Annotated in this window: 25 protein-coding genes; 19 read left to right on the top strand and 6 right to left on the bottom strand. The window is 66.8% G+C overall.

Going from position 1 to position 26,601, the window contains the following annotated elements; genetic code table 11:
• Window positions 1–6 precede the first annotated feature (6 nt).
• Window positions 7–375, bottom strand: coding sequence for a hypothetical protein (locus tag ACSC1R_RS06445; RefSeq protein WP_439028255.1), 369 nt, complete (start codon window positions 373–375; stop codon window positions 7–9).
• Here ACSC1R_RS06445 and ACSC1R_RS06440 point away from each other — a divergent pair.
• Window positions 350–721: a hypothetical protein gene (locus ACSC1R_RS06440; protein ID WP_439028254.1), complete on the top strand. Its 372-nt coding sequence runs from the start codon at window positions 350–352 to the stop codon at window positions 719–721. The genes ACSC1R_RS06445 and ACSC1R_RS06440 overlap by 26 nt on opposite strands.
• Window positions 722–901: 180 nt before the next feature.
• Here the strand turns inward: ACSC1R_RS06440 and ACSC1R_RS06435 are convergent, their stop codons facing one another.
• Window positions 902–3,289 (bottom strand): PAS domain S-box protein, encoded by a 2,388-nt coding sequence (locus ACSC1R_RS06435; RefSeq protein ID WP_439028253.1) that lies wholly within the window; start codon window positions 3,287–3,289, stop codon window positions 902–904.
• 145 nt (window positions 3,290–3,434) lie between these two features.
• Between ACSC1R_RS06435 and ACSC1R_RS06430 the strand changes: the two genes are divergently transcribed.
• From ACSC1R_RS06430 to hjc, 3 genes are all read left to right on the top strand, one after another.
• On the top strand, window positions 3,435–4,718 hold the full coding sequence (locus tag ACSC1R_RS06430) for an adenosylhomocysteinase (protein ID WP_439028252.1): 1,284 nt from the start codon (window positions 3,435–3,437) through the stop codon (window positions 4,716–4,718).
• A 154-nt stretch (window positions 4,719–4,872) separates the two neighbouring features.
• Window positions 4,873–7,059, top strand: coding sequence for a hypothetical protein (locus tag ACSC1R_RS06425; RefSeq protein ID WP_439028251.1), 2,187 nt, complete (start codon window positions 4,873–4,875; stop codon window positions 7,057–7,059).
• Between the two features lie 63 nt (window positions 7,060–7,122).
• Window positions 7,123–7,551, top strand: coding sequence for a Holliday junction resolvase Hjc (gene hjc / locus ACSC1R_RS06420; protein WP_439028250.1), 429 nt, complete (start codon window positions 7,123–7,125; stop codon window positions 7,549–7,551).
• Window positions 7,552–7,854: 303 nt separating this feature from the next.
• On the opposite strand, the gene ACSC1R_RS06415 is transcribed toward hjc, so the two are convergent.
• The gene (locus tag ACSC1R_RS06415) at window positions 7,855–8,493 is read right to left on the bottom strand and encodes an SWIM zinc finger family protein (protein WP_439028249.1); all 639 of its coding nucleotides are present in this window, start codon (window positions 8,491–8,493) and stop codon (window positions 7,855–7,857) included.
• Window positions 8,494–8,701: 208 nt separating this feature from the next.
• Between ACSC1R_RS06415 and ACSC1R_RS06410 the strand changes: the two genes are divergently transcribed.
• From ACSC1R_RS06410 to ACSC1R_RS06390, 5 genes are all read left to right on the top strand, one after another.
• Window positions 8,702–9,046 carry a DUF7471 family protein gene (locus tag ACSC1R_RS06410; protein WP_439028248.1) on the top strand — a complete coding sequence of 115 codons (345 nt, stop codon included), beginning with the start codon at window positions 8,702–8,704 and terminating at the stop codon, window positions 9,044–9,046.
• Window positions 9,043–9,555: a winged helix-turn-helix transcriptional regulator gene (locus tag ACSC1R_RS06405; RefSeq protein ID WP_439028247.1), complete on the top strand. Its 513-nt coding sequence runs from the start codon at window positions 9,043–9,045 to the stop codon at window positions 9,553–9,555. Before ACSC1R_RS06410 ends, ACSC1R_RS06405 begins: the two co-directional genes overlap by 4 nt.
• Window positions 9,556–9,743: 188 nt before the next feature.
• Window positions 9,744–11,054, top strand: a complete 1,311-nt coding sequence (locus tag ACSC1R_RS06400; RefSeq protein WP_439028246.1) for a DUF7405 family protein — start codon at window positions 9,744–9,746, stop codon at window positions 11,052–11,054.
• A 93-nt stretch (window positions 11,055–11,147) separates the two neighbouring features.
• A complete protein-coding gene (locus tag ACSC1R_RS06395) occupies window positions 11,148–12,206 on the top strand; it encodes a DUF7350 domain-containing protein (protein WP_439028245.1) in 1,059 nt (352 codons plus the stop codon).
• A 46-nt stretch (window positions 12,207–12,252) separates the two neighbouring features.
• Complete coding sequence (locus tag ACSC1R_RS06390) at window positions 12,253–12,471, top strand: DUF7472 family protein (RefSeq protein ID WP_439028244.1); 219 nt, start codon at window positions 12,253–12,255, stop codon at window positions 12,469–12,471.
• A gap of 27 nt (window positions 12,472–12,498) precedes the next feature.
• Here ACSC1R_RS06390 and ACSC1R_RS06385 read toward each other — a convergent pair whose 3' ends face one another.
• Window positions 12,499–13,527, bottom strand: a complete 1,029-nt coding sequence (locus tag ACSC1R_RS06385; RefSeq protein ID WP_439028243.1) for a DNA primase regulatory subunit PriL — start codon at window positions 13,525–13,527, stop codon at window positions 12,499–12,501.
• Between the two features lie 68 nt (window positions 13,528–13,595).
• The gene (locus ACSC1R_RS06380; RefSeq protein ID WP_439028242.1) at window positions 13,596–14,036 is read right to left on the bottom strand and encodes a MaoC family dehydratase; all 441 of its coding nucleotides are present in this window, start codon (window positions 14,034–14,036) and stop codon (window positions 13,596–13,598) included.
• Between the two features lie 225 nt (window positions 14,037–14,261).
• On the opposite strand from ACSC1R_RS06380, the gene ACSC1R_RS06375 reads away from it, so the two are divergent.
• Entirely contained in the window at window positions 14,262–15,104 is an 843-nt protein-coding gene (locus ACSC1R_RS06375; protein ID WP_439028241.1) for an alpha/beta fold hydrolase, read from the top strand.
• Complete coding sequence (locus tag ACSC1R_RS06370) at window positions 15,094–16,656, top strand: AMP-binding protein (protein WP_439028240.1); 1,563 nt, start codon at window positions 15,094–15,096, stop codon at window positions 16,654–16,656. The genes ACSC1R_RS06375 and ACSC1R_RS06370 overlap by 11 nt, the downstream gene beginning before the upstream one ends.
• Before the next feature lies 1 nt (window position 16,657).
• Here the strand turns inward: ACSC1R_RS06370 and ACSC1R_RS06365 are convergent, their stop codons facing one another.
• Window positions 16,658–17,416 carry a DUF429 domain-containing protein gene (locus tag ACSC1R_RS06365; RefSeq protein ID WP_439028239.1) on the bottom strand — a complete coding sequence of 253 codons (759 nt, stop codon included), beginning with the start codon at window positions 17,414–17,416 and terminating at the stop codon, window positions 16,658–16,660.
• Window positions 17,417–17,550: 134 nt separating this feature from the next.
• On the opposite strand from ACSC1R_RS06365, the gene ACSC1R_RS06360 reads away from it, so the two are divergent.
• The 8 genes from ACSC1R_RS06360 (at window position 17,551) to ACSC1R_RS06325 (ending at window position 26,598) form a co-directional block, all read left to right on the top strand.
• Window positions 17,551–18,255: a helix-turn-helix domain-containing protein gene (locus tag ACSC1R_RS06360; RefSeq protein ID WP_439028238.1), complete on the top strand. Its 705-nt coding sequence runs from the start codon at window positions 17,551–17,553 to the stop codon at window positions 18,253–18,255.
• A 151-nt stretch (window positions 18,256–18,406) separates the two neighbouring features.
• Window positions 18,407–19,822, top strand: a complete 1,416-nt coding sequence (locus ACSC1R_RS06355; protein WP_439028237.1) for an ABC transporter substrate-binding protein — start codon at window positions 18,407–18,409, stop codon at window positions 19,820–19,822.
• 16 nt (window positions 19,823–19,838) lie between these two features.
• Complete coding sequence (locus ACSC1R_RS06350; protein WP_439028759.1) at window positions 19,839–20,654, top strand: ABC transporter ATP-binding protein; 816 nt, start codon at window positions 19,839–19,841, stop codon at window positions 20,652–20,654.
• Window positions 20,651–21,367 carry an ABC transporter ATP-binding protein gene (locus tag ACSC1R_RS06345; protein WP_439028236.1) on the top strand — a complete coding sequence of 239 codons (717 nt, stop codon included), beginning with the start codon at window positions 20,651–20,653 and terminating at the stop codon, window positions 21,365–21,367. The genes ACSC1R_RS06350 and ACSC1R_RS06345 overlap by 4 nt, the downstream gene beginning before the upstream one ends.
• On the top strand, window positions 21,364–22,401 hold the full coding sequence (locus ACSC1R_RS06340; protein WP_439028235.1) for a branched-chain amino acid ABC transporter permease: 1,038 nt from the start codon (window positions 21,364–21,366) through the stop codon (window positions 22,399–22,401). The genes ACSC1R_RS06345 and ACSC1R_RS06340 overlap by 4 nt, the downstream gene beginning before the upstream one ends.
• A gap of 193 nt (window positions 22,402–22,594) precedes the next feature.
• Window positions 22,595–23,758, top strand: coding sequence for a branched-chain amino acid ABC transporter permease (locus ACSC1R_RS06335; RefSeq protein WP_439028234.1), 1,164 nt, complete (start codon window positions 22,595–22,597; stop codon window positions 23,756–23,758).
• Between the two features lie 8 nt (window positions 23,759–23,766).
• Window positions 23,767–24,804, top strand: coding sequence for a 3-oxoacyl-ACP synthase (locus tag ACSC1R_RS06330; protein WP_439028233.1), 1,038 nt, complete (start codon window positions 23,767–23,769; stop codon window positions 24,802–24,804).
• Between the two features lie 504 nt (window positions 24,805–25,308).
• Complete coding sequence (locus tag ACSC1R_RS06325) at window positions 25,309–26,598, top strand: MFS transporter (RefSeq protein WP_439028232.1); 1,290 nt, start codon at window positions 25,309–25,311, stop codon at window positions 26,596–26,598.
• Window positions 26,599–26,601: the final 3 nt, after the last annotated feature.

The raw sequence follows: 26,601 nt of genomic DNA, 5'->3' as shown, positions 1-26,601 counted from the left end.
TGAACGTCAGTACGGGTTTATCCCTGTTCTGGCCAGAGGCTGTGTCGTGATGCGCTCCAAGACGACACTGGCGGTGTTGGGCACGCTCGTGCTGCTCGTGGCGACGGTCGCCCCGGCAGCGGCGACGACGTCACCGGAGACGACGGTGCAGACGAGCACCGCGTCGACGACGTCGCTCAGCGACCTCGTCGGTGACAACAACACGACCGACGACAACACGACGAACACCACCAACTCCACCAACACGACGAATACGACCGACTCCACCAACACGACGAATACGACCGACTCCACCAACACGACGAACACTACCAACTCCACCAACTCGACCCAGAGCTCCGAGGACGCGATGAACGAGTTCTCGCTGAAGCTCACGTCGTACGTGCAGGAGGTGACGAACAACTCGTCCGTCTCCGCACCGGGTCGACTCATCGCGTCGTGGGTCGTGGCACACAACCCCGGCAACGCACCTGACCACGCTGGGCCGCCGTCCGAGGCACCCGGCAAGGCGGGTGGTCCCCCCGAGGACAAGCCCGGGAAGGCTGGCGGCACCAACAGTTCGGGCGGTCCGCCGGACGACGTTCCCGGACACGACGATGACGACGACGAGAAAGGAAACAACGGTAACGGAGGCAACAACGGCAACGGAGGCAACAACGGCAACGGCCACGGACCCGAGAAGCAACTCGTCTCGGAACTCCGCATCACCACGCTCGACTGAGAGCGACAGAAGGCACCCCGACCCCTTCAGAGGCATCCACCACTCTCAGGGGCGGGGACATCCACCGCTCTTTCCCCTTCGGACATCACACCCGGAGCGACTGCGCCGGGCGGTCGCGGACGGTATCGACCTGCGAGGCAACGATCGACCCTCACGACCGGAGTCGACCCCCCAGTACAGTCAGTCGATACGCGGGAGGTAGACGGTGAACACCGCCCCACCGCCGGGGGCGTTCTCCGCTTCGACCCGGCCGCCGTAGGAGTTGAGTATCTCACGGACCAGGTAGAGTCCGAAGCCGGTGCCCGGGCTATCGAACCCCTTGCGACCCTTCTCGAACACCGCGTCTCGTAGCTGCTCGTCGATACCCGGTCCGTTGTCGCGCACCTCGACCGCGACCGTCTCCGGGTCGACTTCGGTCCGAATCTCGACGACCGGCGAGGACGCGTCGTTGTGCTGGACCGCGTTCGTCAACAGGTTCTCGAACACCTCCGAGAGCAGGTCGTCCGCCAGCACCGTCACCTGCGGGAACTCGCGCCACTCGAACCGGGCGTCGTCGTAGGCATCGGCCGCCTTCTCGACCTCCGATTCGAGGACGGCCGCCAGGTCTGTCGGCTCCGGTTCGTGCTCTTTCCCCTCGACGATAGCTCGCATGAACGCTCGCATCGTCTCGATGAGGTCTATCATGTCCGCGATACGGGTCTGAACCGTGTCGAGATGGGTAGCCATCTCCTCGTCGACGTGTCCTTCGAGCATCCCCGCCCGTGCGTCGACCACGTTCATCCCGTTGAGGAGGTTGTGCCGGATGATGCGGTTCATGAACTCCAGACGTTCGCGTTCGTGTTCGACCTGCTGTTCGCGTTCGCGACGCTCGGTCATGTCCCGGGTGACCTTCAGGAACCCACGCAACTCCCCGTCGTCGTCGTTGAGTGCCGTGATGACCACGTTCGCCCAGAAGCGCGACCCGTCTTTCCGGACCCGCCACCCCTCGTCGACGGCGCGACCTTCCTCGGCGGCGCGACGGAGCAACATCGCCGGTCGACCCGCCTCACGGTCCTCGTCGGTGTAGAACGACCGGATGTGTTCGCCGAGTATCTCCGACTCGGTGTACCCCTTGATGCTCTCGGCACCGCGGTTCCAGCTCTCGATTCGCCCGTCGGCACTGAGTTTGAAGATAGCGTAGTCCTCGACGCCCTTGACGAGGGACTCGAACTGCTCGCGGGTCTCCTGTAGTTCCTGTTCGCGACGGCGCTCGTGGCGGCGATGCTCCAGTTCGTGGGCCAGCGAGTTCGCCATGATGTCGAGCAGGGCGAACTCCCACTCGGCCGTCTCGTCACGCGGCTCGCGGTCCCCGAACGCGAGGACGCCGTGCAGTTCGTTCTCGACCCTGACCGGGACGCCGACGTAGTACTCCAGCCCGAACTGCTTGTACGACCGCGACTCGGTGAACTCTGGCCACTCTTTCGAGACGTGTGTGGCGTACCGGAGTTCGTCGTTCTCGACGACCCGCTCCGCGTAGGTCCCGTCGATGGCGATAGCGTAGCCCTCCTGAACGTCGACCGGGCGCTCGGTCTGTATCGACTCCACGAGTACCTCGTCGTCCGACACCTGGGTGAACGCGGCGTGCTCCACGTCGAGCATCTCCAGTCCAAGGTCGAGGAGGTCGTCCACCCGGTCCTCGATGGGGGTCGACCGGTCCAGCAACACGTCGTGGAGTCGTCGCAACGTCCGCTCGCGTGCTTCGAGCCGGTCGTTCGTCTGCTTTCGCTCGGTGATGTCGGTGTAGTGTTCGATGCGACCCCCCTGGTACAGCCCCGACTCGATGGGCTGGCTGGAGTGGTCCAGCCAGCGGTCCTCGTCGGCGGCGACGACGTGGCACTCGAACTGTTCTTCGCTCGTGTTGTCGTCGTACGTCGCCGTCACGCGCTCCTCGAACCGGTCCGGTCGTTCGAACCGGTGTTTGAACTCCTCGCTGACCAGCGACCGTTTGTCCCGCCCGATTATCTCGTCGCGGTCGATACCGAAGTATCGCTCCGTCGCCTCGTTGACCCAGACCACGTCGAAGTTCGAATCGAGGATGAACAGCCCCACGTCGGAACTGTCGAGGACGTCCTCGGTCAGCGACCGGTAGCGCTGCTCGCTCTCGGCCAGTTCGCGCTGGCCCTCGCGCTGTCTGGCGCTGTACACGCCGATGCCACTGCCCGCGACGAGACCCAGCAGGACGGTGTTCGTGACGGTCACGTACGATGCGGCCTCGCCCTGGACGAACACGTGGACCCCGAGGACCCACGATTCGAGTGCGACAGAAACCACGACCGCGACGATGGTCCACCGGGCGATGTGGACGACGCGGTCGGCGGGCCAGCCGTCGACCCATAGCCAGGCAGCGGCCACGATGACGGAGAGCGTCACCAGACCGGGGAAGACGACTTCCAGCGTCGCTGGCAACAGCTTTCCACCGGTTCCGACGTCCGCCACGATGCTCTGGAACTGAACCGCGAGCACCACCACACCGATACCGACGATACTGCCCACCCCGAGCAGTCGCCGCTGCTCGTCCGAGAACTGCATTGGCGGGTGGTCCCCGGGCAGGGATAAAAAGAAACACACCTACACACATCGGCCACCCCGGAGAGACGGACGTGTGTCGTCCGGCGTCACCGCTCGGTGTGCCGACTTCGGTATCGTTTTCCTCCCGCTACCCATGGTCGCAGGCATGAGCACGTACCCGAGTATCACCGCGCAGCTCGACGACCCGGAGCCGGCCCAGAAAGAGGGGCGGCGCAAGATGGAGTGGGCTCGCCAGCACATGCCCATCCTCGAAGCCCTCCGCGAGGAGTACGAGGCCGACCAGCCCTTCGCCGGCCAGCGCATCGGCATGGCGATGCACGTCGAAGCGAAGACGGCGAACCTCGTCGAACTCCTCGCCGACGGTGGCGCAGAGGTCGCCGTCACCGGCTGTAACCCGCTCTCGACACACGACGACGTGAGTGCAGCCCTCGACACCCACGAGAACATCACGAGCTACGCCAAACGCGGCGTCGACGACGAGGAGTACTACGAGGCCATCAAGGCGGTCATCGAGATAGACCCCACCATCACCGTCGACGACGGGATGGACATGATCGCGGCCATCCACGAGGACTACCCCGAACTCATCGACTCCATCGTCGGCGGCTGTGAGGAGACCACGACCGGCGTCCACCGCCTCCGCGCGATGGACGCCGACGGCGAGCTGAAGTACCCGGTCTTCGCCGTCAACGACACGCCGATGAAGACGCTGTTCGACAACGTCCACGGCACCGGCGAGTCCTCGCTCGCCAGCATCGCCATGACGACGAACCTCTCGTGGGCCGGCAAGAACGTCGTCGTCGGTGGCTACGGCTACTGTGGCAAGGGCGTCGCGAAGAAGGCCGCCGGCCAGAACGCGAACGTCATCGTCACCGAGGTCGAGCCCCGTCGCGCCCTCGAAGCGCACATGGAAGGCTACGACGTGATGCCGATGGCCGAGGCTGCCGAAATCGGCGACGTGTTCATCACGACCACCGGCAACCGCGACATCATCACCGGCGAGCACTTCGAGTCGATGAAAGACGGCGTCCTGCTGAGCAACGCCGGCCACTTCGACATCGAAATCGCGCTCGACGAACTCGACGACATGGCCGTCGACACGTACGAGGCCCGCGACGGCGTCCAGGCGTACGAGATGGCCGACGGGCGTCGCCTGAACGTCCTCGCTGAGGGTCGCCTCGTCAACCTCGCGACCCCCATCGCGCTCGGCCACCCGGTCGAGGTCATGGACCAGTCCTTCGGTATCCAGGCGGTCTGTGTCGAGGAACTCGTCGAGAACGGCGAGGAGTACGACGCCGGCGTCCACGAAGTCCCCGACGACCTCGACAAACAGGTCGCCGAAATCAAACTCGCGGCGGAGGGTGTCGAGTTCGACGCACTCACGGAGGAACAGCGCGAGTACATGGGCTCCTGGGAGCACGGAACGTAGGCGAAATCCCCACTCCCAGCGACTGAGAAGAACCGCGCTTTCTGGCGATTTTTCCCGAGACATTCAGGTTCAACCACACCTCAACACCCAATAACCTTAATTTTACAACAATTTCCGATACCATGAAATGCATTCGGAATGAGGGTAGGACAGCGTGACGGAGGATAGCGACCTTACGACTGACGAGGAGGCGGTGGACTGGCCCCCGACGGACGGTGACGCGGTGAACGTTGCCGAACGCGGCGTCCGCGTGCGAAAGTGGGTGACGGAGCGTGGCGCCGCCGTACCCGTCGTGAACTACGATATCGCGTCGATGCGTGACGAGCCAGTCACGCTCGAACTCCGTGACGAGACCCCCGACGACCTCTCCGGAGACGACGTCGGCTTTCACGAGGACTTCGAGGCAGAGAACTGGCGACGCATCGACGAGAACGAGATCGCGTACAGACGACATCTCGACCCCGGCGAGTCGGTGACGACCGTGTACGGGGTCAGGCGGTCGTCGCTCGACGACCGCGAAGCGTTCCTCGGACGACCGACGCTGTCGGTCACGACCGACGACGAGGACGGCCCGGAGCCACTGGGAGAGGACTCGGAAGCGGTCCCGACGCTCGACGTCGACGAGGATTCCAGCCTCGCGTCCGACGAACAGCCCACGGGCGAAGATTCTACCGACGTGGACATGGTCGAACAGGCCGCAGCAGCGGCACTCGATCTGGACGACGTGAACGAACAGGACGACGCCGACGGCGCGGACAGCGAGATAGTGCTCGCCGACCCCGACACCGACGACGCAGCGGACGACGTGTTCGGCTCCGGCCTGGACCTCTCCGGTGCGGACGACCTGGGGCTCGACGACGACGAGGACCCCTCCCTCGGCGACATCTCGCTCGACGACGAGCCGTCGACAGACGACGACGCGGTGGCTGCCGGACCAGCCGACACGGCCGGCCGCGGCAGTGTCGCCGCAGACCTCGCTCGCGAGTTCCGCACCGACAGCGTCGACGACGACGACCGGGACGCAATCGCCCAGAAACTCAACCTCGAACTCTCCGAGTCGACGGCCGCGTTCCTCGACCGACTCCGCGACCGGGCCGGACAACAGCGCGAACGGCTCGAACGCGACATCGAGGACCTTGAGTCGAGCATCACCGAAGTGTACGGCCTCAAGGCCGACGCTGCCGACCTGCAGCAGACGCGAGCGGACCTCTCTACACTCGCCGACGAGAAGGCGAACGAATCGGACCTTGCGGTGGTTCGTGAGGCCGTCCAGGCGCTCGAGGACGCGAAGGCCGAGGCCGACCGCCTCGACAGCGTGGCCGACCGCCTCGACCAGCTCGTCGCGGATGCCGCGACGGACGAACGCGTCGACGGCGTCGTCGACCGGCTGGAGGATCTGGACGAGGCCGCCGCCCGGGCCGAGAACCTCGATGCCCTCGCGGACGAGGTCGACGCGCTCGACCACCGCTCCGCGACGGTCCGTGGACTCGCCGAGGCCGAGCGCGACCTCGCACGACTCGACGACGTCGCCGCACGGGCGGCGTCCCTCCGGGAACTCGAAGCCCGCGTCGACACCCTCGACGAGGCTCTGGAGACGCTCCGTGAGGACCGCGAGGCAGCGACCGAGGAACTCAGGACGGACCTCGAAATGGCCATCACGGACGCGCGAAGCGACCTCTCTGAAGCGGTCGAGGACGCTCGCGAGGACTTCGAGAACGACCTGGAAGCGGTCCGCCGGGAGCGCGAAGCGGCGACCGGCGACCTCCGCGACGACATGAACGCGAACCTCGACGACGTCCAGTCGGGCCTCGAATCGGACGTATCCGACCTCCAGGAGTCGACCGACGAGGACGTGCAGGCACTCCACGAGCTGCTCGACGACGAGTACGTCACGGAGCGAACCGTAGACGACGTCATCGTCCAGCGGGTCGACAACAGCCTGCGGGCGCTGCTGTTGCTAGCACTTGGCTCCGGCGGCGTGTTGCTCTCGTTCGTCCTCGCGGCGACCGGGTCGGCGTCGCTGGCGCTCAGCTCGTTCGTGCTGGGTGCGGTCATCCTGGGCGGCTGGTGGTACCTCCAGCCCGGCGGGTTGGCCAGCGGCATCGGTGACGACGACGGCAACGCGACGGCAACGGCGCAGCAGGCGACCAGCGCCGACCAGAGCGAGCCGGTGACCAGCGCCGAGGACGCGGACGCGAGCGAACCGGCGGCCGAGAGTGGCGACGACGATGCCCCTGTCTCCGAGGAAGACGGAACGGTCGAAGCCACGGCCGAGACCGACGGCGGTGAGGACACGGTCGACGCGGACGGAGCCGACACCGACGAGGAATCGGCCGACTGACGTTCGTTTCTGTCTGACTCTCGGGTCGCCCGACTTATCATCCCCCGTCTCCGAGAGGGGAACATGAGTTCGAACCGAAAGGGAGACCGACGGGAGCGCGAGCTCGTCAACCGGCTCGACGAGGCCGGCTTCGCCGTCATGCGCGCGCCAGCGAGTGGCAGCGCGACCGAGCGCGAGCTCCCCGACGTACTCGCCGGGAACGGCGACGTGTTCTACGCGATAGAGGCGAAGTCGTCGGCTGGTCGGCCAATCTATCTCGACGGTGAAGAGATCGAGGCGTTGCTCTTTTTCGCGCAGAACTTCGGTGCCAAGGCACGGGTCGCGGTGCGGTTCGACCGCGAGGACTGGTACTTCTTCCACCCGGCAGACCTGTACGTCACGGACGGCGGGAACTACCGGGTGAAAAAGGAGACGGCGCTGGCCGACGGGACTGACTTCGAGGAGTTCGTCGGCGGCCCGCGAAAGCGCAGCCTGTCGGACTACGACGAGTAGGGCCGACGGTGGGATAGCGTCAACTGGGGCGGGGGTGGCGAACAGGCGGTGACCGCGGGCCGTCCGTGTGATCACCGCGCAACCGCTGGGACACGGACGGTGGCTCGTGGGGGCACACCGGGGGTGGCCGCGTTCTCAGGTAAAAAGGGTGGGACGACAGCGGCGGGTGGGAGGACAGTGGTAGCGCCAGCGGTCAGAGGCGGTGTCGTGCTTACTCCTCGACGACAACCGTGCCCTCCATCCCGGCCGCGGCGGTGGCATACTTCAGGCCGTATTTCCGTGCGAATTGGAAACAGCCCGCAGTCAGGATTCGGACCGCACGAGACGCGAGACGGGGAACGAGTACACCCGGAGCGACTCCGGCTCGGGGCCGTGTCGAGTGACCCGGATCGCCGGGTACACCGCACTCACGACGGGGTCACTCGCCGGGTAGCCCCGGTTCGTGACGTACTCGGCGACCGTGCAGTCCTGACTCGGAATCCGGACCTCGTCCGCGCGCCGGTTCGAGACGGCGACGACGAGGACCATCCCGCCGGTCTCGCGGTCTCGCGCCACGTCTCCGCGCTGGAGCCGATGGCGCGGACAGAGGTGCGGGTCGTCCGACGCCGTCTGCACGAACACCGTCTCCTCGCAGACGGCACAGGGGGCCGCGACGTACCCCGGCGGCGGGACTCTCCCGTCAGTAATCTCGATTGCGACCCGCCGAAGGTGCTTGCAGCGTTCGTCGCGGAACACGTGGTCCGGACAGGTACAGCGTCCGGCCACGACGTTCACGAGGTAGCGGTGGTCCGCTTCGGTCTCGACCTCGTACACGTCGGCACCGAACGCGGTGACCGACATCGGTTCTTCGCGCGCGCGGCGCGACCGCTCGTCGAGGTGTGCGCCGCTGGGAACGGGCAGGTTCGTCTTCTGTGACGCGGGTGTGTTTCTGGTGTGCGTCATGGGTATTCACTGCCGGAGCATCGGCTACGCCGGGCTCTGGCCTCGAGTCGAACTACGGGTTCAGCGAGCGTAAGTCTTTCACCAATACCGGTCGGTATAGCACCGTCAACGACGCAAAATCGGTAGTTTCGACCGGTTCGGGCCGAGCGGTCGTGCGCGGAGTACGCAATCGAACAGTTCAGGTGGCTTGCCCCACTAGCGTGGAGCGATGGAACCCCTGCCGGGGCTCGCGCCCCTGCACGCCAGCACCACGGTCGGCCCGCTGCTGCTCGGCGTCCTCACGGTCGCCGCGCTCGGGTCCGCGCTGTTGCTCGGGCTCGGCCTGGCGGCCTACGTCCGGCGGCGGTCGCGGCCGTATCTGCTGGTCGCGCTGGCGCTCGCCACCATCGCCGGCCGGTCGCTGGTCGCCTGGCTGGCGATGATGGGCCCGCTCACCGACGCCGACCACCACCTGGTCGAACACGGCCTCGACGTGGTGATGACCGCGCTCGTGGTCGGGGCGGTGTGGTACGCCCGCGAGATTCGGCAGGGACGAGGCACCGACGACACATGACCGACGCACGCACCCGCATCGAGCACGAGATCGCAGCACAGCCCGGCGTCCACTTCAACGAACTCGTCCGGTCGCTCCCCTTTGCGGCCGGGCACGTCCAGTACCACGTCCGCTCGCTGGTTGCCGACGAATCGGTGTTCCGCGACGAGCTGTTCGGCCGAACCCACTACTTCCCGCCGGGATACGACGCGTTCGAGCGCGCCGCCATCGCGCTGGTCCGCCGCGAGACCACCCGCGACGTCCTCGCCGTGCTCATCGAGGAGGGTCCCTCGCGACCAGCCGCAGTGGCCGACGACGTGGGTGTGGCGCGCTCGACGCTGGAACACCACCTCGACAACCTCTGTGAGGCCGGGCTGGTCGAGAAGGAACGCGACTCACGCAACCGCGTGACGCTGGTGCTCGCCGAGCCCGGACGCACCGCCGACCTGCTCGCGGACGTGACGCCGACGATGCCCGAGCGACTCGTGGACCGGTTCACGCGGCTGGTGGACGACCTGCTGGCCGAGTAGTTTTATACGAGAAGGCGGCCAGCCCCGCCATGTCCTGACGAGAGACCGTGTGACGGACAGCGGGTGCGCGACCAGCCGTCACACGACCCGGGGCGTCGATGCCGACGACGACGCCCGCGTGTCGCCTGTTTGCCCTTTCGACGCACGCACCACGCCGTTTTTTGCGGGGCGGTCCCTAGCGAACGCCGATGACAGCACGCGACAGCCGCGGAATTCCCCGCCGCGAGTTCGTCAAATCCGCCGTCGCCATCGGCGGGACGGCCGCCCTCGCCGCCTGCCTCGACCGGGAGCGAAGCGGCGACGACGCGGCGTCGGTCCCCACCGGAACGGACGACCCGACGAGCCTGCCGAGCGGCCAGCACACCTGGAACCGGTTCCTCGCCACGGACGACCACGGCAACGACGTCGCCCCGCGCCACCACCTCCTGCTCTACCTCGACTACGCGAGTGACGGCACACCGAATCGCGACGAGCGCGAGACCGTCGAGAAGGCCTTGAAAAGTCTCGAACGCGCCTTCGAGTGGTCGAACGAGGGACTGCTGTTCACGGTCGGCTACTCGCCGTCGTACTTCGCACGGTTCGACGACGCCCTCCCCGAGTCCGCGGGCATGGCCGAGCCGAAGGCGCTCTCGCCGTTCGAGGACCCGACGTTCGACACGAACGACGCCGTCGTCCACCTCGCCAGCGACCACGGCTCGGTCGTCCTCGAGGCCGAAGAAGCCCTGAAAGGGAGCCGCGAGAGTGCGAACGGTGTCGAGATGGACGCCCACCTCGGCGACGTGTTCGACTTCCCGGGCGAGTTCCCCCGCCGTCGGACCGGGTTCGTCGGCGCGGGACTTCCCGCGGAGCACCAGGACGTGGCTGGCATCCCCGAGGACGTGGACATCGACGAAGACTCCCCCCTGTTCATGGGCTTCAAGTCCGGCTTCAAGAAGAACCAGGCCAGCGAAGAGTCCGTGACGATTCCGGATGGCCCGTTCGCCGGTGGGACGACCCAGCACATCTCGCGCATCCGCCTGCGTCTGGACGACTGGTACACCGAGAACGACCGCGAGGAGAACGTCGCGAAGATGTTCTGCCCGGCCCACGCGAAACAGGGGAAAGTCGAAGGTGCAGGGGACAACCTCGGCACCTCCTCCGGTGTGGAGGAGGCGGGGTGTGTGGAGTCCATCGACGAGGACGCCCGGAGCTACGGGAAGGTCGGCCACACCCAGAAGACGGCCGCGGCCCGGAAAGACGGCAGTCCGCTCATCATCCGGCGGGACTTCGACTCGACCGACAAGGGCGAGGCTGGCCTGCACTTCCTCGCGGTCCAGCGCCGCATCAAGGACTTCGAGGACACCCGCGAAGCGATGAACGGAACCGAACAGACGAAACACCCCACCATCCGCCAGCGCGTCAACAACGGCATCCTCGAGTACACGTTCGTCAAGCGCCGCGGGAACTTCCTGCTCCCGCCGCGGGCACACCGAAGCCTCCCGTCACCGAACCCGCAGTGAGACGAAAGCACATAGCCGGATTCGACGCGTGAACCATCCGATTTCGACGGAAGAACCAGAAGCCGCTTTTCCTACAAGTCCCGAGACACCACCATGATGAGACGACGCACGTTCCTCGCGGCTGGAGCCAGTGCCGCGGCCACAGGACTCGCTGGCTGTGCCGGACTGCTGGAGACACAGACCGCCGGTGTCCCGCCGGTCCTCTCCGACCGCCCGAACGCCGTCTACTACCCGACCCACGTCGAGGGGATGCAGATGGAGCCGCCGATGCAGACGAGCGGCGACTACGCGGTCGGACTGATGTACAGCTACCCCCACCGGTTCTGGACGGTCTCCGGGACCGAGACGGAGAAGGTCGCCATCGAGCCCGATGACGCGGTCCACCTGATGGTCGCCGTCTGGGACCCCGAGACGAAGGTCGTCCTCCCCGACGCGGGCGTGAGCATCGAGGTGACGAAAGACGGCGAGCTGGTCACCGAGGAGACCATCTACGCGATGATATCCCAGCCGATGGGCTTTCACTACGGCGCGAACTTCCCGCTCGATGGCACCGCGAGCTACGACGTGGAGGTGTCCATCGGCGGCCTCTCCGGCGTCGAGACGACCGGCGCGTTCGAGGGGCGCTTCGAGGAGTCGACGTCGGTCACGATGGACCTGAGCTACAGCGAGGGTGAGAAAGAACAGATCATGTACAAACGCACGCCCGACCGCGCCGGGTCGCCCGAGGCTGTCCCGCCGATGGAGATGAAGATGCCACTGGGCGTCGCGCCCACCGAGTCGGACCTGCCCGGCCGTGGGCTTGGCGCGCCGAAGTCTGGCGACGCCGTCCTCGTGACCCGGGCCGTCGACGCCGACCGCTTCGGCGACGGGACCCACCTCGCGGTGTCTGCCCGGACGCCGTACAACCGGATGGTCCTGCCCTCGATGGGGCTGGCCACGACCGTCACTCGCGACGGCGAGACGGTGTTCGACGGGGACCTGACCCCGACGTTCGACCCCGAACTCCACCACCACTACGGCGCGACCGTCGAGTCTATCGAAGCCGGCGACGAGGTGACGCTTCGCCCCACCATCCCACCGCAGGTCGCCCGCCACGAGGGCTACGAGACGGCCTTCATCGACATGCCGGAACAGACGTTCACCGTAGCGTAACTACGACACGCTTTTGTCCGGGCCGGGGGAAGCGCGTTCCAACGACATGGATTCGGAGACACTCAAAGAGGTCGTGGTCTCCTCCGGTGCGGTCGTGACCATCATCGGCATCATGATCTACATCGGAATGACCTACGGCGGCGACCAGGGCGTCCTCCAGCCGGACGGCGGACAGGCCCTCGCGTACGCGATCGCGTTCTTCGTCGTCCTGATGGCGGTCATCGGGTACACGCGCAAGTACTGGCTCGACCTCGACGACGAGTAAGCATCGACCGGGCGACCGACGCCCGAATCAGTCGTCTGTGGCTTCTACTCGCTGCTGGTAGTACGCCAGCGGATGCGATATCTCCGCACACACCTCGTCCCGATTCACGCAGTCACCGTAGGCCTGGACGGTCGTACACGAGACCGGCGGGTACTCTATCGAGCCGTCTTCGCGCGCGAGTTTGTCCATCTGGTAGCGGATGCGCTCGGCCGTCTCGCCGACCGCGCGGGTCACCGCCACGACCTCCTCGGGGTCCATCCCGACCGTCGCACAGAACGCACAGAGCGTGAACCACGACGGCGGCGCGAGTTCCTCCTCGTCGTCTTGCGCCCGTTCGAACAGGTGGTCGATGCAGGGCGGGAACGACTGGGGGTCGACCCTGTCGAACGAGGTCGGCAGTGCGGGGTCCGAGAGGACGTCCTCGATGCGCTCGACCTCGTCGTCGAGGTGCTCGGCGATGACATCCGGGACCGAGAACGGGAGTCCCAGCAGGACGCGTTCCTCGATGGCTCCGCGCAACAGCGTGAGGAGTTCGTCGCGACCGACCGGGACCGACCCGTCCGCGAGGCTGCGGCGCGGGAGCCGCCAGGAGTCGGACTCGAGGTCGCCGGTCAGCCGCAGGTACGCGCCGACGGCGACCCGGTAACCGGTGTCCGCCTCGTCGACTGCGCCGGCGAGGTCGAACTCCCGGAGCAACCGCTCGACGGTGAGGTCGCTGCCGCTCGCAGACTTCAGCTGTGTGGTCGTATCGAGGTCCGAGAGAACGCGCTCGTGTGCCGTGGCGGCCTCCGCTTTCGCGTAGGTCTGGGTCACCACGGGGTCGTCGACGAGCGAGACGAGGACCCGTGCCACCGGATAGGAGAGGAGTTCGGTCCGGGCATCGCGTCGCATCTCGCCGGTCGTGTGTTCCGTCAGGGCGGTCGTGACCCGCTCGATAGCGCGATCGACCGCGGGGTCGTCCTCGCGAGCCACCAACTCGCCGAGGTCGACCTCCGCGTCGTCGACCGCCTCGCGGGCCGCCGCGAAGAACGGATACCGGGCGTGAAGACGCTCCATCGACGGTCAGTTCCGGGTGCGTCCGGATAAACGCGACGGTCGCCGGTGCCCGTGCCCGTGTGGCCGTCTCAGTCCGCGCCCGCTTCGGCTTCCGAGCCGACACCGGGGTCGTTCGACTCGTGGGGGACCGAGAGGACGACCGCTTCGCCCGCGAGCACCGTCGTCTCTGCGACCTCGACCGTCGTATGGACGCGAAGCCGGTCACCGCCGACGTTCTCGACGACCTCGGCCTGTGCTTCGACCGTGTCACCGGGCTGGACCGGTGCCTGGAACTGGAGGTCCTGCGAGAGGTAGATTACGTCACCCGGAAGGTCGGCGAGTGCGGCGCTGACGACGCCAGCCGAGAGCATCCCGTGTGCGATGCGCCCGTCGAACATCGTCTCTTCAGCGTAGGCTTCGTCGATGTGAATCGGGTTCTCGTCCCCGACGAGTGCCGCGTACGCTTCGATATCTTCGAGGGTTACTGTCATCGTCGCAGTTGCCAGATCACCCACCGTAGCTACTGCCATATCGGCACCCTTACCCCGGAGGGGTATAAGTTATGCGTTAACATATCAACCTGTGCGAACTCCGGCGGCGCGAAACCTGAACCTGACGGCCCCGAGTCCTTCGACAGTGAAGCCGTGCCTGCCGTGGCATTCAGTGGCACGCCGCAGGCGAGAGACGACCAGAGCGCGTGACGGGTTAACATATGAAACGGGGTCTTTTCTATCGTCTCGGTCGTTGCCAGCGCCATGGAACGCGTGAAAAAGGACGACGACGGGGTCCACATCGCCTACGAGGTCGACGGGCCGGCAGAGGCCCCGGTCATCGCCTTCTGTGAGGGGCTCGGGTACGGGCGCTGGATGTGGCGGTTCCAGCGACGACGGCTCTCTGACTACCGGACCATCGTCTTCGACAACCGCGGGACCGGGGATTCCGACGTCCCGGAACCGCCGGGGCCGGACGAGGGGCAGGAAACGTCTCCCTACAGCATCGAGGCGTTCGCCAGCGACCTGGAGGCCGTCCTCGACGCCGAGGGCGTGGAATCAGCACACGTCGTCGGGGCGAGCATGGGGGGGATGACGGCCCAGCGGTACGCCTACGACTACGACCGTGCCCAGACACTCACCCTGCTCTGTACGTCCCACGGCGGCGAGGAAGCCGTGCCGACGCCGGAAGCGACCCAGCGACGGATGTTCGACGTCCCCGAGGAGTACGACGAGCGCGAAGCCATCCGGTACAAGATGCAGCCCGCGATGTCCGACGACTTCTGGGAAGACAACGACGACCTGGTCGAGGAGATACTCGACTGGCGACTCACCTCCGATGCCCCGCCCGAGGCGCGGCTCGCTCAGGCGGGTGCCGTCGCCGCCTTCGACAGCACGCAGTGGCTCGACGAACTCACCCTTCCCACACTGGTACTACACGGGACCGCCGACCGCGTCCTCCCGGTCGAGAACGGAGTACAACTCCACGAACGCCTGCCCGAGAGCAGTCTCGACCTGTACGAGCACGGCTCGCACCTGTTCTTCATCGAGTCGCCGGACGCCGTGACGGCCGATATCCGCGAGCACGTCGAGGCCGATGCAGCATAGCCCCACACCCTACGAGTGGGTCGGCGCGTGGTCAGCGCGCCGCGCCAGTCTCTCGCCGGACGCGGTCGGCCTGCGCGATGCGACCACCGGTGAAGCGTACACCTACGCCGAACTCGACCGACGGGCGAACCGGACTGCGAGACTCCTCCGCGAGCACGGTGTGGCCAGCGGCCCGGAGGCGACGGGCGAAGCCGGTGGTCGCGTCGTCACCATCTCGCGCAACCGGCCCGAACTCGTGGACCTGTTCTTCGCGACGGGCAAGACCGGCGGTGTGCTCGCACCGCTCTCGCACCGGCTCGCGGCCCAGGAAGTGGCCGAACTGGTCACCGACGTCGGACCCGACCTCGTCGTGGTCGAAGCCCCCTTCGACGACCTGCTGACAGACGCGCTGGCCCACGACGCCTGTGACTACGATGGGCCCGTCCTCGGCCTCGGTGACTCCTCGTTCCCGGGATTCCTGGCCGCGCTCCCCGACGACGACTCGCCGGTCGAGACCGCCGACCTGTCGATGGACGACCCGCACCTGTTCTTGCACACCGGCGGGTCGACCGGCACCCCGAAGGAGACCGTCGTCACCCACGGGAGCATCGTCTGGAACTCGTTCAACACCATCACCGCATGGGGACTCCGCCCCGAGGACGTGACACCGATGGTGTTCCCGATGTTCCACACCGGCGGCTGGAACGTCCTCACCGTCCCCCTGTTCCACCTCGGCGCGGAGGTCGTCATCGCCCGGGAGTTCGATTCTGACGAAGTGCTCCGAATCGTCGACGAGCGCGACGCGACCGTCCTCGTCGCGGTCCCCGCCGTCTTGCGGATGATGACCCAGGCCGACGGCTGGGAGACTGCCGACCTCTCGACGCTCCGGTTCGCGAAATCGGGCGGCGGCCCCTGCCGCGAGGCCGTCATGGAGGCGTGGTGGTCCCGCGGCGTCGACCTCTCGCAGGGCTACGGCCTCACCGAGTGCGGTCCGAACAACTTCACCATGCCAGAGGGCTGGCCCCACGAGAAGGCCGACAGCGTCGGCGTCCCAGCCATGCACGTGGACGTGCGCATCGTGGATAGCGAGGGCGAGCCGGTTCCAGAAGGCGATATCGGCGAACTCGAAATCGCCAGCCCGCACGCCGCCCGCGGGTACTGGCGTGCGCCCGAAGAGACCGAGGCCACCTTCGCGTCCGGGTGGGTCAGCACCGGCGACCTCGCCCGGCGCGACAGCGAGGGCTACGTCTACATCGAGGGTCGCAAGAAGAACATGTACGTCTCCGGCGGCGAGAACGTCTACCCCGCCGAGGTCGAAGACGTCGTCGCGAAACACCCAAAGGTCGACGAAGTGGTCGTGATTCCCGTCTCCGACGAGCAGTGGGGGCAGGTCGGGAAGGCCGTAGTCGAGGGCGACGAGAGCCTCACCCTGGAGGAGTTGACGGGCTTCCTGGAGGGGAAACTCGCGCGCTTCAAACGTCCACGCCAGCTGGCGTTCGTCGACGAGATGCCGACCTCCGGGCCGTCGAAGATAGACCGGGAGGCGGTGAAAGCGCGGTTCGGCGAGGAGTGAGTCAGTTCGGGGTCGCGTACACCATCTCCATCCTGTGGTTCTCCCTGTCTATCGTCGGCTCCTCCGGCAGCGTCCGGTAGCCGTCTTCGTGGCCGATTTTCGCCGTCAGCGCCAGGACGAACGCGTCGAGCACGTCGTCGTTCGAGAGTTCGGGGGCGGGGTCGTCCCACTCCGCGACCGACTGTCCGGCCGCGACGAGGTCGTCGATGAAGTCGGCGTCGATACGCTCCAGAACCGTGACCCGCTCCCAGAACGCGGCCGCGGGCTGGCCGGTCTTCGAGAACTGCATGGCTGATTCCTCGTTGAAGGCCCAGAAGCAGACCTCTGGGTGGGACTCACGGAGCACGTCCTGTGTCGCGTCCGACTCGTCGTCCAGCAACAGCTGGTCTACCTCCCGAATCAGGGGCGTAATGTTGTGGGTCTGTTGCATGAGCCCCTTGCCGATTCGCTCCTTCTGCTTCCGATTGGCCTCGTGGTAATCCGCCTCGTCCAGCACCGACCGAATCGGGACGTTGAACACGCTACTCGTCCGCTCTTCGAGCACGTCCCGCGCCGCCTGCTCCGGCTCCCGCGCGGCCGCATCCTCGGCGACCCCGATGGGTACGTCCACCAGAATCGTCTCCGCGTCCGCGTTGTCGTCCCAGAGGTTCCTGATATCCTCGTATCGCGCCACACTCACGAACCCGTCCGAACCGTACCGCACCGCGACCCAGCCGTCGGGCGTCCCGTCGACGCCGACGAATCGTGCTGTCGAACGCATACCAGTCCTTGTGCGTGGGTCGACAAAAGCACCGCCAACCATGGTACTGCAAGCAGCCGTGACACTCACCCACACTGAGAAGACAACGTTTATGAACTATCAGTTCGATGTTTGTGTACTAGTCACACACCATCATGATAGACATCTCGATGGACATGGAGCAGTACGACTGCCCGTTCATCGACACCACTGCGGATCACGACGTCGCCTTCGCGGCCGCCCACTGGGAGTTCCACCCGGTCGCGGAGGAGCTGGAGTGTCGGATGGTCGTCGAAGGGGCGGACAGGGGAGCGCTCGACAACGGCCTGCACGCGCTGCAGGACCACGACCAGATGCACGATATCGACCTGCTCGCGAAACGGGAGAACGTCGCGCACCTGAAGACGCTGATGGGCCAGACGGACGCGATGCAGACCATCCGCCGCAACGACGGCTACATCACCGGCCCGTTCTACATCGAGGACGGGAGCGAGATGTGGCACGTCGGCTTCGACGACGAGGGGCGGGCGAACGGCACGCTCTCCGAACTGGAGAAACACAACGAGTTCACCGTCCTCGACCGGGACGCGACCACGCTCCCGTCGATGAACGACATCGTGCGGAACGCGGGCGCGGCCATCTCGCTCATCGACGGCTGTCGCGACCTCTCGGACGTGGAACGAAAGACCCTGGAGACCGCCGCCAGTCAGGGGTACTTCGAGAGCCCGCGCGAGACCACCCTCGGCGACCTCGCCGACGAGTTCGGCGTCTCGAAACCGGCCGTCTCGAAGAACCTCCGGCGCGGCCAGCAGAAGATGGTCGAACGCGTCGTCGAGGCGCTGTCGGAACTCGACGAGTGACGGTCGCGATTTCGGTCGCACACCGGTAGCGGGTGGGAGCGGCCGCCTGCACCTGCTTCTCGACGGAGGTTGATATGTTAACCTCGCAATTCTTGCCAGATATGTCCCGATACATCTTACCATGTCGCGCGTGGACATCTCACGAAGACGAATGCTGGGAACGTTGGGTGCACTCGGGGTCGGCGGCCTCGCCGGGTGTACGAGCGGTGGACAGGGAACGGACACGACCGAATCGACCCCGACCGAGGGCACCGATGGCGGTGGTGGTGGCGGTGGCAACGGCGGGACCAAGACGACGAGTCAGTCGGACATGTCGGCGTCGGGGACAGTCAAGGTCGGAATCATGCAGCCGATGTCGGGGGACCTCCAGTACTACGGGATGCAGTCCATCTGGGGCTTCCTCTCGGGGCTGGCGTATCGGACCGACACAGACCCGCTGACGAACGTGAAGACCGGGACGCGGACCGTCGAGGACGGCGACGTCACCTGGGAGTTGCACTTCAAGGACACCGGCTTCTCGGCCGACCAGGCACAGACCATCGCGACCGACCTCGTCCAGAACGAGGAGGTCGACCTGCTCTTTGGCTGCTCCTCGTCCTCGTCGGCCATCCGGGTCATCGAGACGGTCGTGAAGACCCCGGCAGTCGACATCCCGTTCATCGCGGGCCCGGCCGCCTCGGCCGACATCACCTCGAACGAGAACACCTGCTCGAACCAGGTGTTCCGCGCGAACGAGAACACGGCGATGGACGCCCGCTCCGGCGGCACCTACGTCGCCAACGAGACCGACATCGAGAAGGTGTTCCTGATGGGCGCGGACTACTCCTTCGGGAAGGCCGTCGTCGGCAACTACCGGACCGTCCTCGAGGAGAACGGCATCACCATCACCGGCGAGAAGTTCGTCCCGCAGGGCTACTCCGAGTTCGACGGCCTGTTCCAGACCGCCGTCGACTCCGGGGCGGACGCCGTCGTCGGCGGGTTCACCGTCGCCACGCTGCCGAACTTCATGACCACGGCGGCGAACTACGACGTGCGCGTCTTCGGCGGGTTCGCGACCGAGATAACGAACTCCGTCGTGGGGTCGGTGCTCCAGAACATCCTCGGGACGCCGCTGTCGGCCCAGATGATACGGGACGCCGAGGTCGGGCCCTTCACGACTCGCTACCACTGGAACCAGTACGACAACGACATCAACAGCGCCTTCGTCGACATGTACACGAACGCGTACGGGAAGGTCCCCGACCTGTTCACTTCGGGGACGTTCACTGCGGCCTCTTCCGTCCACCAGGCGGTCCAGGCGTCCGGGTCGACCGAGGGCGTGGACATCGCGGAGGCGCTCCGGGGTATGACCGTCGCGGACACCCCGAAGGGCCCCGACGGGTACACCTATCAGGAGTACAACGGGCAGGCCCGCTCCGAGATGACGGTCGCGTACCCGGTCCCGACCAGCGACGAGTGGAAGTCCAACTGGGGCGCGGCCATCATGCCGGGCGACCCGGTCGCCCGCGTCGGTGCCGACAAGGTCACCATCCCGAAAGACTCCGACCAGATGGGGTGCTCGCTGTAGGCCGATGGCCGCACAGCTGCTCAGGACGAGCGGCCTGACGAAACGGTTCGGTGGTGTGACGGCAGTCGACGACGTGGACTTCGGCCTGGCGGACGACGAGTGCTGTGCGCTCATCGGCCCGAACGGGGCCGGCAAGACGACGTTCTTCAACCTGCTCACGGGGGCGCTTTCCCCCACCGAGGGGCGCGTCGAGTTCCGCGTCGATGGCGACTGGCGAGACATCACGGACTACGGGCCCGACCAGACCGCGTCGGTCGGGCTCCACCGCTCGTACCAGATAACGAACGTCTTCCCGACCGCGACGGTCCTGGAGAACGTCCGCGTGGCCGCCCAGGCCCACAGCGACGCGACGGTGCGCTTCTGGCGCAACGTCGACGCCTTCCCCGAGTTCGTCGCCGAGGCCGAGGCCATCCTCGACCGCGTCGGGCTGGGCGGGAAGACACAGACGGTCGCACAGAACCTCAGCCACGGCGAGAAGCGCCAGCTCGAACTCGGTATCGCCCTCGCGGGCGACCCCGACGTGCTGTTGCTGGACGAACCGGCCGCGGGCGTCTCCTCCGAGAGCGTCGGCGACATCGTCGACCTCATCCGGGACGTCTCGGCCGACCATTCGGTGTTGCTCGTCGAGCACAACATGGACGTGGTGATGGACCTCGCCGACCGCATCGCCGTGTTGCACCGCGGCAGCCTCATCGCCGACGGCGACCCCGAGGCCGTCCGCGAGGACGAGGACGTACAGGAGGCGTACCTCGGCGGGTACGACGCCGACGCCGAGCACGTCGCGAGTTCGGAGACGGGTTCCGCAGGCGAGAGCGAAGGTGGTGCCGCATGAGTCGAGACGGCTCCGCGGCCCACCTGCTCGAACTCTCTGACGTCCACACCTACTACGGTGAGAGCCACATCCTCGAAGGGGTCTCACTGCACGTCGACCCCGGCGAGACGGTCGCCCTCGTGGGGCGAAACGGCGTCGGGAAGACGACGACGCTCCGGACCGCCCTGCAACTCACGCCGCCCCGGGAGGGCACGGTCAGCCTCCGCGGCGAGGACGTGACCGGCTCGGCGACCCACGAGGTCGCCCGCGCCGGCATGGGCTGGATTCCCGAGGACCGCCGGATGTTCTCGCAACTGTCCGTCGAGGAGAACATCCGTGTCGCGGTCAAAGACGGAGAGAACGTCGACTCACACCTTGAGACCGCGTTCTCGGCGTTCCCTGACCTCACCGAGTTCCGCGAGAAGAAGGCCGGCAATCTGTCCGGAGGACAGCAACAGATGGTCGCCATCGCCCGCGGCCTCGTGGGCGAGAACGACCTCTTACTGGTGGACGAACCGAGTGAGGGGCTGGCCCCGCAGATCGTCGAGAACGTCGCACAGGCGCTCCGGTCGGTCTCGGAGGACGCCTCGCTCTTGCTCGTCGAGCAGAACTTCCCGCTGGCGATGGACCTCGCCGACCGGTTCTACCTGATGGACAACGGCCGGGTCGTCCACACCGATACCACGGAGGGAGTCAGTGCGGACGACGAAGAGATACGGAGGTACCTGACGTGAGTCCTGCAACCGCCGCCGAGGCGATTCCGCTCGTCTCGCTCGTCGACGCCGTCCTGCACTTCGCCGACCTCGGCGTTCTCGTCGGCATCGCCCTCGACGGCCTCGCGAAGGCGTCACTCTACATCATGATCGCCGCCGGGCTGACGCTCATCTTCGGCCTGATGGGCGTGCTCAACTTCGCCCATGGCTCGTTGACGACCATCGGGGCGTACCTCGGCGGCCTGCTGATGGTGACGCTCGTCTCGCAGGCGAGCGGCGACCTCGCCCGCCTCGCGATGTTCTTCGTCGCGGTCGTCGTGGTGTTCGCGCTCCTGACCGGCTTCGGGAGCCTGCTCGAAGTGAGGCTCATCCGGCCGCTGTACGACCGGCCGCCGCTGTACCAGATACTGCTCACCTTCGGCGTGACGCTGGTGCTCGAAGAGGTCCTCCGGATGGTGCTCCAGTTCTACGACATGCAGCCGACCACGGACTGGCAGGAGGCTCTCGGCACGAAACCCGCGCTGTTGTCCCCGGAGAACAGCTTCCTCCTGCTCGGGGCACGCGTGGACGGCCTCGAACTGTTCGAGATAGTGTTCGGGGCGCTCGTCGTCGCCGGCCTCTGGGCGTTCCTCACCCGGACCCGGTACGGGCTGTACATCCGCGCCGGGAGCGAGGACGCCGAGATGGCCGAGGCGCTCGGCATCAACATCCGACAGGCGTTCACCGTCGTCTTCGGCATCGGCGTCGGCGTCACCGGTATCGCCGGCACACTGCTGATGTGGGACGTGGCGTGGGCCGCCAGCATCGGCCTCGGGGCCGAGGTGCTGTTGCCCGCGTTCGTCGTCGTCATCGTCGGCGGGCTGGGGACGTTCCGGGGGACCGTCGTCGCCGGAATCCTCGTCGGGTTCGTCGACGCCCTCACCACGGAACTGTTCACCAGCGACATCGTGAGCTTCTCCGCCCTGCCGGAGCTGATGATATTCCTCATCCTCGTGGTGATGCTGGTCGTGAAACCGCAGGGCCTGTACGGCGTCGAGGAGGTGGGCGGCCATTAGCGACGCGACCGCGGAGTCCTCGACAGGGGAGTCCACACGGTCCGGCGCGGCCACGCAAACCGCCGACTCCACCGACGAGCACTACCTGCTCCAGTACGCCCGCGAGCAGTCTGTCCACCTCGCGGTCATCCTTGCTCTCGGGCTGTACCCGTTCGTCTACACCTTCCTGCTCGAATCCCCGGTCGGTGCGGAGATGGCGATGTTCCTCCCCCGCGTGGACACCATGGTCACGGTGTTCTACTTCGGCCTGTTCGCCATGTCGTTCGATTTCATCAGCGGCTACACCGGCTACCTCTCGTTCGGCCACGCCGCGTTCTACGGCCTCGGCGCGTACTTCGTCATCCTCGTCGCCAACGGGAAGGTCCCGGTTCTTGGTGCGAACACGCCGTTCATGGTGAGCCTCGTCGTCGCCGGCCTGCTGGCGGCCTCGCTCGCCCTGGTCCTCGGGGCGGTGTCGTTCCGTCTCTCGGGCGTGTACTTCGCGATGATAACCCTCGGGTTCTCCCAGATTCTCTACGTCCTGTTCTCGAACTGGGACTACGTCTCCGAGAGCCCGCAAGACGGCGTCTCCGCCGCTATCCAGGAGGGCTTCGCCATCGGCGTCCCGTACGTCGACGCCCTGAACATGCGCATCGGCCGCCTGCTCGGCGACCAGTTCGTCTGGGGGATGGACTTCGTCCAGTTGACTGGCCTCGGGTTCCTGAAGCCCATCAGCCACACCATCGCGCTCGACCCGACCGAGGTGTCGTACTACATGGTCGGCCTCGTCGTCGTGGTGTGTTACTTCGCGATGCAGCGCATCCTCCACTCGCCCTTCGGCCGCGCGATGGTCGCCATCCGCGAGAACGAGGAACGCGCCCGCGCCGTCGGGTACGACACCTTCCGGGTGAAGATGGGCGCGTTCGCCATCTCCGGGTTCTTCGGAGCCATCGGCGGCGGCCTGCTCGCCGGGTTCAAGGGCTCGGTCGCGCCCGAGAACTCCTTTTACTTCCTCGCGGCGGGTGACGCCCTTCTCGCGTCGATCATCGGCGGGTTCGGCACCCTCGCCGGCCCGCTGTTCGGTCGCCTGTTCCACGAGGGCCTGCACGAGTTCCTCTCGAAGGAGGGCGGCGGCCTGCTCCCGTACCTCCGTCAGAGCCTCGGTCAGGGCACCCTCGACACGGTGCTCTGGAACGGGTTCACCGTCGGTGAGGGCATCGAGGTGTTCCTGAACGGGCGAGCAGGGCTCTACATCGGCCTGCTGTTCGTCGTGTTCGTCCTCTACGTCCCCCACGGCCTGCTCGGCACCCTCCGGGCACGCCTCGGCGGGACGGTCGCGAAGCGACTGCCGGCGCACGTCCAGAGGTACCTGCAGTGACCCCGGGGATGGCCCGGGACGCGTCTTTCGAGACGGTCGCCCTCACCGGCTTCGGGACGTTCGTCCCCGACGAGACCGTCTCGGGCGAGGAGATCGCCGCCCGGAGCGGGATTCCCGAAGACGTGGTCACGGAGAAGATGGGTCTTCGGCGCAAACACGTCTGTCCGCCCGATTCGGACCACTGTAGCGACATGAGCGTCGCGGCGGGGCGCGAGGCACTCGCGGACGCCGACGTAGCTCCCGAAGACGTGGACCTCGTACTGTACCACGGCAGCGAGTACAAGGACTACATCGTCTGGTCGGCGGCGGCCGACATCGCAGAGCGTCTCGGGTGTTCGGCGGCGTTCGCGACCGAGAGCTACTCGCTCTGTGCCGGTGCGCCCATCGCCATCCGGCAGGTGAAGGCACAACTGCTCGCCGACCACGTCGACACCGTCTTGCTCGTGACGGCCAGCCGTGAGGAAGACCTCATCGACTACGACAACGAGCGGTCGTCGTTCATGTTCAACTTCGGCTCCGGCGCGAGTGCGATGGTGCTGGAGTCGGCTGCCGAGTCGGACCGGGTTCGCGCCCACGTCCACGAGAGCGCCGCACTCACCGACGGGTCGTTCTCCCGCGACGTGGTGATGCCCGCCGGGGGCTCGGAACGGCCCGCCAGCGGCGAGACGGTCCGGCAGGGGCTGCACACCCTCGACGTACCGGACCAGCAGTCGATGAAGGAGCGACTCGCCGAGGTCAGCCTCCCGAACTTCCTGGACGTGGCCGAGACGGCGATGGCCCGCTCGGGTGTCGAGGACGTGGACTTCGTCGCGCTGACGCACATGAAGCGGTCGTTTCACGAACTGGTGTGTGCCGAACTCGGCTGTGACCCCGACTCGGAGAGTTACTACCTCGACGACTACGGCCACGTCCAGTCCGCCGACCAGATTCTGGCGCTGTCGGAGGGGCTGGACAGAGGGCTGGTGGAGTCCGGTGACTCGGTGCTGTTTCTCGCCGCCGGGACCGGATACACCTGGGCGGCGACCTGTCTGACCTGGCAGTCGTGAGTTCAGCGGGGTGAGCGTTTGTTTTTCGAGTCGGCCGATTCAGACCTTCGGTGGCCACCAGGTACCGTGAGTGAATTCGACGAGCAGCGTGCTCGCGCCGATGCCGGTGGAAACCGCCCCGCACAGCACCGCACCTCGCCCTCCCCAGCCGACTGTGCTCCTCGGCCACAGGCCTGCGGTGCTCGTCCCTCGCACGACATCGCCCAGAAGCCTCGCTCACGCTCGGCATGCTGGCAGCGCGCGCCCACCGGTTGTTCACCCGGCTGTCGGCGCGCGATTCGGAGCCGGTTCCCGAGCGGCGGCGAGGGGTTCGGCGGAGCGCGCGAGGGATGAGCGGAACGCAGTGGAGCGAATCGGCTGGGGAGGCTGTGGTGCGGTCATAGCCACCAGTGCGAGTGAACTGCGAGTCTCGGAAACCAACCGATTCGAACCCATCCAAGAACCAGCGACCAGCCGAAAACAGCAACCCAACACCTAACCCGCCACCCTGCGACGCCCTACCAAATGGCGGCGACTCACGCCCAGGAAGCAGTTCCGACCCCGAGCGAGATACCCCGAAAGCGCTCGATGGCGGTCGTCGTCCTCGTCGTCTTCCTCGACCTCGTGGGATTCGGCATCGTCATCCCCATCCTGCCCTTCTACGTCCGGTCGTTCGCAGTCAGCGACTTCTACATCGGGCTGCTCGCGGCCTCGTACTCCATCATGCAGTTCCTGGCCGCGCCGTGGCTCGGGCGCATCTCTGACCAGCGCGGCCGCCGACCGGTGCTCGTGCTCTCTCTGCTCGGGAGCGTCGTGGCGTGGACCGTCTTCGGCCTCGCGGGGGCGCTCTGGATGCTGTTTCTGGCGCGGATGCTCGCCGGAGCGATGGGCGGGAACATCGCGACCGCCCAGGCCTACGTCGCGGACGTGACGCCACCGGCGGAACGAGCGAAGGCGCTGGGCATCCTCGGGGCGGCGTTCGCACTCGGGTTCATCTTCGGGCCCGCGCTGGGCGGGTTCTTCGCCAGCGACCCGGTCGTCTCGACGGCGCGGGACGTGCTCCCGGCGGCCATCCCCGCGACCCAGTTCTCCATCCCCAGTTTCGCCGCGGCCGGGATGTCCCTGCTCGGCGTGGGCGTCGCGCTGGCGTTCCTCCCCGAACCGGACCGGTTGCGCCCGACGGGCGAGCGCCAGACCATGGTCGGGCAGTTCCGGACCGCGCTGGCCGACCCGGCCCTTCGGGGGCTGGTGCTCTCTTTCTTCCTCGTCTCGGTCGCGTTCTCGGGGGTCACCATCGCGTTCATCCCGTGGCTCGCGGACACCTTCGGGTACCAGTCCGAGCAGGCCGCGCTGTTCATGACCTACGTGGGCGTGCTCGGCGTCATCGTGCAGGCGGGACTGGTCGGGAAGGTCTCGGCGAGCATCGGCGACGAACGCATGGCCGTGCTGGGTGGGGGAGCACTGGCGCTCGCAGTGACGGCCATCCCGTTCGCGCCGACGCTCGGCGCGTTGCTCCCCTCGGTCGGACCGCTCCCCGCGGGCGCGCTGGCGGTCGTGCTGGTCCTGCCGCTGCTCTCGTTCGGCAACGGCCTGCTGAACGCGGCGCTCGGCGCGCTGGTGTCGAAATCGGCGAGTGCCGAGTCACAGGGCAGCGCCTTCGGGGTGACACAGGGCGCGGGGAGCCTGGGCCGAACCGTCGGCCCACCCGCGATGGCTGGACTGTACGCGTTCGCGTTCCACTGGGTCCCGTTCGTCGTCGGTGGGCTGTTGCTCGTCCCGGTGCTCGGGCTGTTGGTCGCGTTCGTCCGGGAGTAGCCG

Source organism: Haloarchaeobius ordinarius (assembly GCF_051801355.1).
Lineage (GTDB): Archaea > Halobacteriota > Halobacteria > Halobacteriales > Natrialbaceae > Haloarchaeobius.
The sequence above is the reverse complement of the archived record's forward strand: the minus strand, read 5'-3'. Positions and strand labels throughout refer to the sequence as shown.